Annotated in this window: 9 protein-coding genes; 1 reads left to right on the forward strand and 8 read right to left on the reverse strand. The window is 70.1% G+C overall.

Translation table 11 applies throughout. From position 1 onward, the window contains the following. Positions 1–18: 18 nt before the first annotated feature. Positions 19–504: an anthrone oxygenase family protein gene (locus A3CU_RS0128055; protein WP_027945093.1), complete on the forward strand. Its 486-nt coding sequence runs from the start codon at positions 19–21 to the stop codon at positions 502–504. Here the strand turns inward: A3CU_RS0128055 and A3CU_RS50085 are convergent. The 8 genes from A3CU_RS50085 to A3CU_RS0128105 form a co-directional block, all read right to left on the reverse strand. Further along, positions 467–1,750, reverse strand: coding sequence for a restriction endonuclease subunit S (locus A3CU_RS50085; RefSeq protein WP_052372293.1), 1,284 nt, complete (start codon positions 1,748–1,750; stop codon positions 467–469). The two genes, A3CU_RS0128055 and A3CU_RS50085, sit on opposite strands and share 38 nt — an antisense overlap. Next, on the reverse strand, positions 1,747–3,723 hold the full coding sequence (locus tag A3CU_RS0128065) for a type I restriction-modification system subunit M (RefSeq protein WP_027945094.1): 1,977 nt from the start codon (positions 3,721–3,723) through the stop codon (positions 1,747–1,749). The genes A3CU_RS50085 and A3CU_RS0128065 overlap by 4 nt, the downstream gene beginning before the upstream one ends. A gap of 132 nt (positions 3,724–3,855) precedes the next feature. Further along, positions 3,856–5,064 (reverse strand): PucR family transcriptional regulator, encoded by a 1,209-nt coding sequence (locus A3CU_RS0128070; protein ID WP_052372295.1) that lies wholly within the window; start codon positions 5,062–5,064, stop codon positions 3,856–3,858. Positions 5,065–6,075: 1,011 nt separating this feature from the next. Further along, entirely contained in the window at positions 6,076–6,897 is an 822-nt protein-coding gene (locus A3CU_RS0128085) for a universal stress protein (protein WP_027945098.1), read from the reverse strand. After that, positions 6,894–9,215, reverse strand: a complete 2,322-nt coding sequence (locus tag A3CU_RS0128090) for a PEP/pyruvate-binding domain-containing protein (protein ID WP_027945099.1) — start codon at positions 9,213–9,215, stop codon at positions 6,894–6,896. The genes A3CU_RS0128085 and A3CU_RS0128090 overlap by 4 nt, the downstream gene beginning before the upstream one ends. Continuing rightward, complete coding sequence (locus tag A3CU_RS0128095; RefSeq protein WP_043842778.1) at positions 9,215–10,084, reverse strand: universal stress protein; 870 nt, start codon at positions 10,082–10,084, stop codon at positions 9,215–9,217. The genes A3CU_RS0128090 and A3CU_RS0128095 overlap by 1 nt, the downstream gene beginning before the upstream one ends. Positions 10,085–10,146: 62 nt before the next feature. Continuing rightward, positions 10,147–11,088, reverse strand: coding sequence for an Acg family FMN-binding oxidoreductase (locus A3CU_RS47000; RefSeq protein WP_052372296.1), 942 nt, complete (start codon positions 11,086–11,088; stop codon positions 10,147–10,149). Further along, complete coding sequence (locus tag A3CU_RS0128105; RefSeq protein WP_052372298.1) at positions 11,085–12,086, reverse strand: Acg family FMN-binding oxidoreductase; 1,002 nt, start codon at positions 12,084–12,086, stop codon at positions 11,085–11,087. Before A3CU_RS0128105 ends, A3CU_RS47000 begins: the two co-directional genes overlap by 4 nt. Between the last annotated feature and the right edge of the window lie 31 nt (positions 12,087–12,117).

Genomic DNA, 12,117 nt, shown 5'->3' on the forward strand with positions numbered 1-12,117 from the left:
AAAGGAAAGAGAACCATCATGTTGGTCCGGATCGTCACCGGACTCGCATTGCTGTCCGCCGGCCTGCTCGCGGGCGCGTTCGGCTATGGTGCCGCCAACGTCCAACCCACCTTCAACGCGGTACCAGTCGACGTGCGCCTGACCTTCCACACGGCACTCATGCACCTGAATTCCCCGATCGTGCAAACTGCCATGGCCGTCACCGTCCTCAGCTCCCTCGCTCTGGCCGTGCTCTCCCGTGGCGCATCGCGATACCTCGCGGGCGCGGCCGGCCTACTCGCCGTGGCCTCCTTCCTGATCACCCGGTTCGGCAACGTCCCCATCAACGGCCAGATGAAGATCTGGGCCGTCACCTCACCTCCGCCGGACTTCCGGTCGATCCTCGACCGGTGGGAAATGTTCAACGTCATGCGCACCGTCACCGCGCTCCTCGCATTCATCCTCATCATCACGATCGTCGTGGGTGTCACCAAGTCGTCGTCCAAACGGGATGCGTTGTCGTGACGTCGAACTGACCGGTCACCGCCGCGGTGATCAGCGCTCGTCGGCGTTCGAGCATAACCTCGCGCTGTCGCCGTACGCGGTCGGAGAACGCGACGACAAGGCGTTCCTGGCGGTCGAGACCGGCGGCGACGAGTTTCTGCACCGGCAATCCCGGAAGGAGGAAACGGAAGGACGCGATCTGGTCGCCGCTCAGATGGGGCACGGACACGCCGGTGAGCTGGCGCTCCACGGAGGTCTTGAAATGCGACGAACCGAATACCCGCCTGAGGTAAGCCATGCTCACGCTCCCGTTTCCCCGCAGGCGGGCCACTCGCTGCGACAGCAACGCCGGAAGATCCCGCTGTTCGACTTCGGCGACGCGCAGGCCGCCGGAAATCCACGGGCGGTCCATGCCCAGCACCAGATCTCCGGCCAGCAAACGGAATTGACGCGGGATGGGGTGACGCTTTTCGTCCCAGCAGACCACGTCATTCCAGTCGACTCTACCGACGCCGACGTTCACACCGCGCAGCAATGGTGTTCCGTCAGCCGCGAAGTTCTCGCTCGGAAACGGGTGGTCCGACTGCATCCGGCAGATTCGGCCGATCTTCACCGGTGTCCATTCATCGGCCGGAATGTCCAATGAGGACGTGTAGCCGGTCACCGCGGCGTCGACGATCTGCTGGAACCTGGCCTCCAGAAGAGCCGACTGGCGCGCCCGCGCCTCGATGACGCGGGCGAAGTGGCCGGCTTCGGCGTCCAGGAACTCGGTGATACGCCGCTGCTCGTCCAGCGGTGGACAGAGCAAGGTCAAGGAGCGGAAGGCGTCGTAGTCCAGATCCCATTGGTTCGGGCGAACGCCCTGGGAAAGCAACCGGTAAAGGTGCACGTAGGGCTCGGACCTGAGCAGGTAGTGGAGAAAACGTGGCTGGACAGCCGGGGAAAGCCCGCAGACGAGGTAGGCGGGGCTGACGATCCCTTCGTGCTCCGAAACCGCCAAGGATCCCTGCCACGCCTTCATCCTGTTCAGCACGAGGTCTCCCGGCCGGACGTACTGGTAGCGGCTCAGATCGTCACTGGGCCGGTTGAAATTGTCGTCCCGGCTGTCCTTCGGTACGACACCGTGATCGCGATACACCGAAAGGAGGGGCTTGCCCACGACCCCGGTCTTCTCGCGGCGACGGACCACCGTCCACAACGGAATTCTCCGCCAGTGCGCGGGCGCCGCGGCCAGCACGCCGGCCGATACCGCGAACGCGCTGCTCACCCGGTCGCCTCGCCGAGCAGGCGCCGGATCTCGGCCTCCAGTTCACCCAGCTCCACGTCGATCTCGGCAAGCGGCCGCGACGGGCAGAACCTGTGGAAGTGCCGGGTGAAGGGGATCTCGTACCCGATTCTGGTCTTGTCGCCCGCTACCCAGGCGTCGGGCGCATACGGCAGGACTTCCCGGGCCAAGTGGTCGTCCAGGGTCTCATCGAGCGGCACGTTCGCGGTCTCACGCAGGTCCGGGTCCGGCAGCGGATTTCCCTTGCGGTCTCGCTGAACCTCTCCCTCGGGGTCGGGCACCGACACGGCCGACCAGACCGCCCTGCGCACGACGGCGGGCAGTTCACCCAACGGCGCCAGCGTTTCCCGCAAAGCCCCGGCGAATTCGGCCCGGCGGAAAGCGGGCGGCCGTCCGGTCAGCCCACGCAACGCGTCGACCAGCTTCTCTCGGTCGCCGTAGGGCACCAGTGATTTGGCGACCGCCAGCTCCGCCAACGCCTCCTCGGTCACCTCGAACCGAAGCCGCAACGGCCGTTCCACGGTGATCCGCCGGTAACCGAAATCCCGGGTGGCAAAGACCTTCACCCTTTCGTGCATCGGATGCCCGGGGTCGGCCGCCACCTCGAAGGCCTCGCCGTAGAGCCGCGTGATCCGCGCGATCTGCTCCTCGGGAAGTTCCTTTCGCTTTTCCCCCAATGACTTCCGCGTTTTGACACCGTACTCGCGTGCGTCGAGCAGGATCACCCTGCCCGCGTGCGCGGAACCCTTGCGGTTGGTCAGGATCCAGATATAGGTGGCGATCCCGGTGTTGTAGAACAGCTGGTCCGGCAGCGCGACAACGGCCTCCAGCCAGTCGTTTTCGAGAATCCACTGGCGGATCTTCGACTCCCCCGACCCGGCTACGCCGGTGAACAGCGGTGAGGCGGTGAAGACGATCGCCAGCCGGGAACCACCGTCCTCCGGGCACCGCACGTGGTGGAGCATGTGCTGAACGAACAGCAACGATGCGTCGTTGATCCGCGGCAGCCCGGCGCCGAACCGGCCCGCGAAGCCGAGCGCGGCCTCCCGTTCCACGTCGGTCCGTACCTTCTTCCACTCGACGCCGAACGGTGGGTTGGCGAGCAGGTAGTCGAACCGGCGGCCGGCGTGCCGGTCGTGACTGAACGAGTTGCCGAAGCCGATGTTCTCGGCGTTCTCACCCCTGATCATCATGTCGGACCTGCAAATCGCGTAGGACTCGGGATTGAGCTCCTGGCCGTACGGCACCACGGTGGCTCGCGGGTTGCGCTCGGAGATGAAATCCTCGGCAGCGGTGAGCATGCCGCCCGTCCCGCACGCCGGGTCGAACACCGTCCGCACGATGCCCGGCGCCGCCAGTTCCGCCTCGTCCGGCGCGAGCAGCAGGTTCACCATCAGCCTGACGACCTCGCGCGGGGTGAAGTGCTCGCCGGCCGTCTCGTTCGAAACCTCCGAAAACCGCCGGATCAGCTCCTCGAACACGTAGCCCATGGAATGGTTGCCGACCGTTTCCGGGCTCAGGTCGACCTCGGCGAACCGCGCCGCCACGGCGTGCGCGAGACCGGCGCGGTCGAGCCGTTCGAGTTGGCGGGAGAAGTCGAACGAGGCGAAGATCTCCGCGACATTACCGGAGAACTTCCCGACATAGTTGCGGAGATTCTTCGAAACGTTCCCGGGATCCTCCACCGCCGTGGCGTAGGTCAGCTCCGACGTGTTGTAGAAGCTCACTCCGCTGACCTCCCGCAGCCGGCGGTCCAGGTCGCGGGCACCGGCCTTCTCCAACTCCGCCCGCCGCCGCAGCACGGCGTCCTTCGTCGGCGCAAGCACGCAGTCCAGCCGCCGCAGCACCGTGAACGGCAGAATCACCCTGCCGAACTCCGACTGCTTGTAGTCGCCGCGCAGCAACTCCGCCACCGACCAGATGAACCCGGCCAGATTGGTATGGCCCCTCGTCACGCTTCACCTCGCCCCGGCCCTTCCAAGGAAGGGCGCAGCATAACGCCGGCCCGGCGCCTTGCGGCGGTGCCGAGCCGACGAGATCGGGAACCATTCGATATTGCCATTCGGGCGGGTGAACACGACGCATATTCAGGCGTCGCAACTAACATTGAGGACGTGCAGCGCCCGCAGTGCGGATTCGATCTCGAACCGGACGTCGGGGTCGCGCAACCCGGCACCGAACGCGGTTTCGATCTGGCGCATCCGGTATCGCACGGTGCGCGGATGCACGCTGAGCCGGGTGGCGGCCTCCCGCACGTTGCCCTGCGCCTGCAGCCACGCGAACAGGGTGTCGGCCAGGCGCGAGCGCTGCTTGACCGGGAACCGCGCGAACGGCGCCAGCCGGCGCCGGGCAACCTGGCGCAGCAGGCCGGGATCGGCCAGCAGCCACAGGGTCGAGTAGTGCTCGGCGCACACGGTCACCGGAACGTCCGGCAGCACGCCTTCGGCGATCAGCCGCAGCGCCTGGCGCGCCCAGCGCAGGGAGGAGGCCGCCTCCGCGAGGGCGACGGTGGGGCCGATCGCGAGATGTGTGCCACGAAACGGCAGGCACAGCCGCTGGATGCGTTCGGTGGTGACCGGTCCGGGCAGCAGCATGCACGGCACCGGACCGCGCAGGTCGGCCAGCACGTCGGGGCCGAGCGCGGGGGCGCGCGGCAGGTAGCGGCCGCCGTCCAGCGCCACCAACGCGCACTGGTCGGGCACCACCCAGCCCGCGGTGGCGGCCAGTTCGTCGATCACGAAAGGCGAGACGGAGGGACGTCTGAGCACGAGGTGCAGCAGCCTGCGGCGACGGTCCCGGTCGGCGTCGGTCACGGCGCCTTGCCGGTAGCCCTGCGTTGACCGCGCACAAAGCTCGTCGAGGAAGGCGAACAACTGGTCGGCCAGCCAGGAAACGTCCTCTGTGGACAGACCGCGCCGCCGCCCGACCCGGGCGATCCGCCGCCAGCCGACCCGGCCACCGATCCGGAAGGCGGCGTGCAGGGAATCGAGCGTACGCCCGGCGTGGCCCTCCACCCGCCCGAGGGCGCGGCAGGTCTTGCCGGCCGCTTCCCCGGCCGATTGCGGGTGCTCGACGAGGTCGACGAACAGCTTGGCGAGATACTCCACACGCCGCCGCAGGATGACGCCGTGCGCCCGGCCGAGGCGCTGATAGTCGGGCAGCGCACCCCGGATCTCACGGACCAGTTCGTCGACGAGGCTGGGCAGTTCCGGCCGCAGCATCGCCGCCAGCCGGTGCCGGCGCGCCATACCTCCGAAGGGCCGGTCACCGCCCAGGGCGGACTCTTCTGCGTACATCACGGCCTCCTGAGCGCGAACAGGAGCAGTAGGCCACCGTCGCGCCTCGTGTGCGCTCCGTCGCTCACTGCATCTAGTGAATCGGCGCGCGCAGTCGTGATCGTTACCACTGAAAGCGCTATCTGACAAGGTGCAGTCGGGCAGTGGCCAGCCAGGGTCTATATCAATGTCGATCAGAGCCAATGGTTGATCGCAGCGGGGTGGACGGTGGCTTCGTGACAGGTGGCGAGTTGGCCGGAGCGGGTAGCCACAGCGCCGTGTTCCCGCTCCAGACCCCCGTGTTCCCGCTCCAGGAGGTTGTGTTCCCGCTCCAGGAGGTTGTGTTCCTAGCTCAGGAGTCCGTGTCCCTGGTCCAGGACACAGGCTCGTCGCGCTCGGGGGCAGGTGGGACAGTCCTGGCGACGTGCCTGGCAACGTTGCCGGGATAATCCGGCCTTCGGTACCGACGTTCCCAAGCCGGAACTCAAGTGCCTGAACCGGGAACACGCCCGCCCGAACGCGGAACTCACGTGCCCGAACCGGGAACTCACGTGCCCGAACCGGGGACACGCCAGGTGCTGGCGTGTCCCCGGCTGGGGACGGCGAGTTCCGGGTTCAGGACGGCGAGTTCCGGGTTCAGGACGGCGAGTTCCGGGTTCNGTTCCGGGTTCAGGACGGCGAGTTCCGGGTTCAGGACGGCGAGTTCCGGGTTCAGGACGGCGAGTTCCGGGTTCGAGAAGGCGAGTTCCGGGTTCGAGAAGGCGAGTTCCGGGTTCGAGAAGGCGAGTTCCGGGTTCGAGAAGGCGAGTTCTGGGTTCGAGAAGGCGAGTTCTGGGTTCGAGAAGGCGAGTTCTGGGTTCGAGAAGGCGAGTTCTGGGTTCGAGAGGGCGAGTTCGGGATTCGGGCAAGAACGCCAAAATCAGCCCAGACCACCCCAACCGACCTCGACACAGGCCCTAGATGTTTCAAAGGGGCGGAGCCGCTTGCGGTCGGCCATCAGGGCGAAGCAGTCTCTGGCGGTGGCGCACGAAATCACTTGCCGGGCGCCGAGCGCGCGACGAGCACCGGGCAGGCGGCGTGGTGAATCATCGCCTGGCTGGTCGATCCCAGCAGCATGCCGGTGAACCCGCCGCGCCCGCGACTGCCGACGACCACCAGTTGGGCCCGCTCGCTCCACTCCAGCAACGGCTTGCGCGGGTCCTCCCGCACGACGACCTGCTGGACCGCCACCTCCGGGTACTTCTTGCGCCATGCGGCCACCGCCCCACTCGCCGCCTCGGCGGTGCGCTCCATGGCGGGTTCGGCATGCAGCGCTACCAGCTGAACCCTCCGCAGGGACGCCTCCTCGAAGGCGAGACCCACCGCGGAGCCGGAGTGCGTGCTGCCGTCGATCCCGGCCACCACCGGTTCGTCCAGCCGGGGTTCGCGGCCCCGGACGACGGCGACCGGGCAGCGCGCGTGCGCGGCGAGCGTGCCCGCGGTGGCGCCCAGCACCAGGTCGCCGAGCAGGCTCCGTTGCGCCGAGCCGAGCACGACCATCCTGGCCGCCGAGGACCGTTCCAGCAGCAACGGCACCGGAGCGTCCAAAAAGGACCCCGTGGCCACGTCGAGCGCGGGATGCGCCCCGGTCACCACGTCCCTTGCCTCCGCCAGCCAGTCACGCGACTGCGCTTCCTTCGCCGCCAACCACTCCCGCGGCGGCGCGGTGTCGCCGTAGAACGCGTCCGGCACGCCGAAGGCGTGCACCAGCAGCAGCGGCGCATGGCGGTGCACGGCTTCGTCCGCGCCCCACGCCGCGGCACGCACCGCACCCGCGGTGCCGTTGACACCGACCACGATCGGTTGACCGTTCACCGGGACCTCCCCAACAACAGGCGACGTTCGGCCGACGCGATCGCCGCGCGCACGGCGAGAACGGCGCCGGGTTCGGCGGACACGCCGGTGATGCCGAAGCGAACCACGTGCTCGGCGAACTCCGGGCGGCTGGTGAGCACGCGGCCCCAGATCGTCGACGGGATCTCCAGCGCGGAAGCCTTCCCGGCCAGCTGGGCGATCATGTCGAGCACGGCCGGGTCGGACTCGTCGAACCCCCGCGCGCCGGACTCCCGGCTGTGTTCCAAAGGGCGCGCGATCGGAGTTGGGTAGCCAGACCGTGACTCCCGCGCACCCCTTGCCTTCCCAGGTCGGTGGCCTGCCTCCCCGAATCCGAGGCCTTCGGCGCGCGCGCCCGTGGTCACCTCGGGCGGAAACACCGACGTTGAGACAAGCTCCCGGCCCAGCACGAGCCGCGCCAGCTCGTCGACGCCGATTGACACCCCGTCGATGCCAAGGCCGACGTAGGACGGCAGCCAGTGCAGCACCGAGGGCACCTCGGCGGTGATCCACCGCTGCAGCCCGAGCTGGCGGCCGAGCGGGCTGGTGTCCACCAGCCGCAGGAATTCCTCCAGCTCCCAGCGCGAGCGCACGAACGGGATCATCAACTGCAGGTTGGGGGCGCGCTCGCGCGCCCGCGCCAGCGCGCGCAGTTCCAGGCCGAGCAGTGCTGGCTGGCGGACGTGCCGGTAGCAGCCGTGACAGCCGAGCACGGGACTCTCCTCCGCCGGCTCGTGCTCGCCCCCGCCGGCCAACGCCCGGAACTCCCGGGTGCGCAGGTCGCTCGCGCGGTAGATCACCGGCCGCGGCGCGAATGCCTCCGCCACGGCCAGCAGGCCCGGCACCACGGCGTCCACAAAGGACTCCTGCTCGCCGTGCACGAGCGCCTCGAGCGGGTGCCTTCCGCCCAGCGCGCCGACGACCATGCTTTCGGCGCGCAACAGCCCGACCCCGTCGACCGGCAACGCGGCAGAGGCCGGAGCGTCGGCGGGCACGGCAAGATCCACGTACAACCGGGTGCCGATCGGCTCGGCCACGCCCGGCGGGTACTCGGCCTCGCGGACCCGGGCCGGCAAACTCGCCCGCACCGGGCGCACCTCGCCCCGGTCCCCGTCCACGGTGACCGGCCGGCCGTCGGTGAGCACGCGGGTCGCGTCACCGGTGCCGACCACGCACGGCACCCCGAGTTCGCGGGCCACGATCGCGCCATGCGCGGTCAGGCCGCCGCCGTCGGTCACCAGGGCGGCGGCGCGGCGCACCGCCGGCACCCAGTCCGGATCAGTCATCGGCGCGACCAGCACCTCACCGTCACCAAGGTGGGGGCTCTCCCCCGGCGTGCTCAGCACGCGGACGATCCCGGTCGCCGTGCCCGGTGCCGCGCCGAGCCCGCTCACCAGCGGCCGGTCCGCCCCCGACTCGGCCGGCGTGGTGATCGGCCTGGTCTGCACCAGCCAGACGGCACCGTCCGCGCCGGCCACCCACTCGATGTCCTGCGGGCGGCCGAAGTGGTCCTCCACCCGGCAGGCCAAGCGCACCAGCTGGAGCAGCAACGCCTGGTCGAGCACGCGCCGGTGCGCCACGCGGGCGCCGAGCACCCGCAGGTCGTCCTTGTTCACCAGATAGGTGTCCGGCTCGTCGGCGACCCCGGGCGAGGCCTCGTCCAGACCGAAGACCGCCTCCACCACGGCGGTGGAGCGCTCGGCCGTGCGCGGGTCGGCGGTGAAGGTGACGCCGGCGCGCTGCGGCCGCACCATGCGCTGCACCACCACCGCCATCCCGGGCTCGCCGGCAAGGCCGTGACTCGCCCGGTAGGCGACGAGCCGCGGCGAGAACAGCGACGCCCAGCAGGCGGAAACGCGTTCCAGGACCGCGTATTCACCCCAGACGTCCGGATAGCTGGCGGTCATCCCGGCGAAGGAGATCTGCGGCGCGTCCTCGCCAATGGCCGAGGAGCGGACCGCGACGGCGGCCGCGGGGCTGAGCGCGCGGTAGGCGTTCAGCACGGCTTCACGGACCTCGGGCGGCGGCACGGCCTCGCCCGCCAGCTTCCGCATCCGCTCACAGTTCGCGGCCAGCTTCCCGGCGTCGCCGACCGAAGCCAGCGCCTCGGCGTGCAACGCGGCCAACTCCTCCCGCACCCCGGCGAGCTCGATGGCGGCGCGGTAGGCGTCGAGCAACACGACGAACCCCTCCGGCACCGGAAACCCGGCGCCGGCCAGCTCGCCGAGGTTCGCGCCCTTGCCGCCCGCGGTGAACGCGTCGGCGACCCGGATTTCGCCCAGCGGTCGGACGTAGGCCATCAGCCGCCCCGCGTGATCAGCACCGGGCACTTCGCGTGGTGGATGAGCGCCTGGCTGGTCGATCCGAGCAGCAGGTCCCGGAAGCCACCGCGGCCCCGGCTGCCCACCACGACCAGCCTCGCCCGCTCCGACCACAGCAGCAGCTGGTGCCGCGGCCGGTCCCCGACGATCACCCGCTCGACCGGCACGTCGGGGTACTTCTCCTGGTACCCGGCCAGCGACTCGGCGAGCAGCCGCTGCTGCTCCTCGGCGAACGTGTCGGTGTCGCCGAAGTAATGCGGGCTGCCGTGGAAGCTGTCGTACTCGAAGTCCGACCAGGCATGGACCGCGACCAGCGGGGCATCGTGCTCGGCCGCCTCGTCGAAGGCGAGCGCGATCGCCGGTTCGCCGACCGCGCTGCCGTCCACGCCCACCACGATCGGCCCGTCATGCTCGGTGCCGCGGATCACCGCCACCGGGCAACGGCCGTGCGCGCTCACCCCCACCGCGGTGGACCCGGCGAGCATTCCGACGAAACCGCCGCGGCCGCTGGAACCCAGTACGATCATGCCGGCCGTGCGGGACCGCTCGACCAGGCACGGCACCGGCGGCTCGTACGGCATCTCGCCCGTCACGGACAACTTGGGCGCGAAGCTTCGGGCGGTCTCCACCGCCTCCCCCAGCACCCGCGTCGCGTCCTGCTCCAGCGTGTCGAAAACGCTGGCGGGCAAGGGAACCCCGCTGCCGTAGTGGATGCCGGGCATGCCCCAGGCGTGCACCACGTGCAGGCCGAGCCGGCGCTGGAGCGCTTCCCGGGCCGCCCACCGCACCGCGTCGAGCGCGGGGGCCGATCCGTCGACGCCGACGACGATCGGCTTCGTGATGCTCATCTCGATCCTCCCCTGTTATTCGGTGACCTCACGTTGTGAACAACGCTCCTTCCGAATGGACGCTAGGAACGCACCGGGGCCTGGCTCGGCGGGCGGCCGGTCGTCTCGATGGGTGCATCCGGCTCCGGCGCAGTGACGGGATTGCCCACGCGCAGGAACAGCTGCGGATACTCGGAGAGCCCGAGCCGCCCGATCAGGCCCGCACGGACCTCGCGCAGCTGCAGCGGCTGGGTCAGCACCGACGCGACCAGCCCGCGGGTGATCGCGGCGAGCCAGACCTGCTGCATGGCCGCGCCGGCCAGCACATGATCGCGCCGGCCGTCGTCCGTGGTGAGGACCACCAGGATGCCCTCGCGCATCAGCCGCTCGGTGAGCGTGACCGTGTCCGGCACGCGGGTGTCGGTGCGCACCAGGCCGCCCCACGGGAGGGTGCTGTCGCTCGGGCCGCGGGTCCACGTCGACAGCTCACGCTGGTAGGCACGGTCGGCACGCAGCACCCCGGCCGCATAGTCGAACAGCTCGGCCAGCGTCGAACTCTCCGTGCGCGGGTCGATGACACGCACCCGCACACCCGGGTCGTCCACGACCCCGGCGAGTGCGCGCAACGTACCCCGGGAGAGCGGATGCAGGCTGAACGGCTCGCGATAGCTGTGCCGCCGGAAGATCGCGGCGTACCGCTCGACCTCGGTCTCGGAGGTGTCCTTCCGCCCAGCGGCGCGGACTCGTGCTACCAGCTCGGGCCGATCGGGCTCGGGGAACAGCGAAACCTCGGTGTCCCACCCCAGGGCGCGCACCGCCAGTTCCAGGTTGGTCAGCGCGGCGCCGCAGGAGATCGTCCGGTCCCGGCCGCTGGGGTCGTGCCGGGGCAGCGCGGCCTCGAACCGCTCGTACAGCTCGGCCTCCTCGGCGTGCGCCTCGAGCGCCCACGGCTGGGTGTCGTGCACCGATGGGGCATGGCTGACCGCTCGGGCGAACACGCCCACCTCGCTGCTGGACCAGGTCATATGGGCACCTCCTCCGGCAGATGCTGCCGGGTGACGGTCTCCACGGCGCGGCGCCGGGTCGCGGGCGCGGTGAAGCCGTAACCGAAGCGCAGCACGACCTGCGGATGCGCCTGGCTGCCGAGCAGCCGGCGAAGAGCGAGCCGGGTGGCCGGAACCTCCACCGGCTGGCACAGGAACGAGGCGCTCACCCCGGCGTTCGTGGCGGTGAGCAGCACCCGCTCCATGCCCTGTCCGGCGCGCAGTTGGGCCAGCGGCGTGTCGGTGTAGGAGTTGAGCACCGCGACCAGCGGCTCCTGCTCGTAGGGCCGGTCCGGCTGCGCGGCCGAGTACACGGCGTAGTGACGCAACGTCAGCAGGCTGCCGGGCTCGGGCCGAGGGCCACCGGCCATCGCCGGGACGCCGTCGTCGCGGCTGTCGGTGGTGACGGTCCAGCGGGCCAGCTCCGCCCGGAACTCCGGGTCCTCGCTCTGCAGGTGCTCGGCGTGACGCAACAGGGCCGCGAGCGCGTCCAGATCGCCGGGCTGCTCCAGCAGCACCAACTCGGCGCCCTCCCGGGCCGCGGCCTCGACCAGCGCGCGGCGGACCCGCGCCGGCAGCGGGCGGTCGGTGAACGGGCGACGGTTACTGCGCCGCAGCCCGATCGCCCTGGCCAGTGCGGTGTCGGCGGGCGCGATCGGGCGTGCGCCCCGGACCGACAACGTCGCCAGGTGCTCGTCGTGATCGGTGTCCGGCAGCAGGTGCACCAGCCCCGTGCGGCCGGCCGCCAGCAGCGCGATCCGCATGTTGAGAATCGCCGCGCCACAGGACAAGCGCGCTTCGCGGGCACCGCCGTCCACCACGTTCAGCACGCGGTCCTTGTCGAGCAGGACGTCGATCCGGTCGCCGGTCACCTCGAACCGCCACGGCTGGCTGTTGTGCGGGGAGGGTGCGCGAATGGCCGCGTCCAGGGCGAGCCGGACGGGTTCGCTCAGCGATGAACTGGTCGGCGAAGTGATCATTGTGGGCTCCTGGAACGGATTTCGCACTGCG

The sequence above is a fragment of the Amycolatopsis taiwanensis DSM 45107 genome, from assembly GCF_000519205.1.
GTDB lineage: Bacteria > Actinomycetota > Actinomycetes > Mycobacteriales > Pseudonocardiaceae > Amycolatopsis_E > Amycolatopsis_E taiwanensis.

Coding starts and splice junctions, on each gene's coding strand:
- A3CU_RS0128055 (WP_027945093.1), top strand. CDS start 19: ATGTTGGTCCGGATCGTCACCGGACTCGCATTGCTGTCCGCCGGCCTG.
- A3CU_RS0128070 (WP_052372295.1), bottom strand. CDS start 5,064: ATGTACGCAGAAGAGTCCGCCCTGGGCGGTGACCGGCCCTTCGGAGGT.
- A3CU_RS0128090 (WP_027945099.1), bottom strand. CDS start 9,215: ATGGCCTACGTCCGACCGCTGGGCGAAATCCGGGTCGCCGACGCGTTC.
- A3CU_RS47000 (WP_052372296.1), bottom strand. CDS start 11,088: ATGACCTGGTCCAGCAGCGAGGTGGGCGTGTTCGCCCGAGCGGTCAGC.
- A3CU_RS0128095 (WP_043842778.1), bottom strand. CDS start 10,084: ATGAGCATCACGAAGCCGATCGTCGTCGGCGTCGACGGATCGGCCCCC.
- A3CU_RS0128105 (WP_052372298.1), bottom strand. CDS start 12,086: ATGATCACTTCGCCGACCAGTTCATCGCTGAGCGAACCCGTCCGGCTC.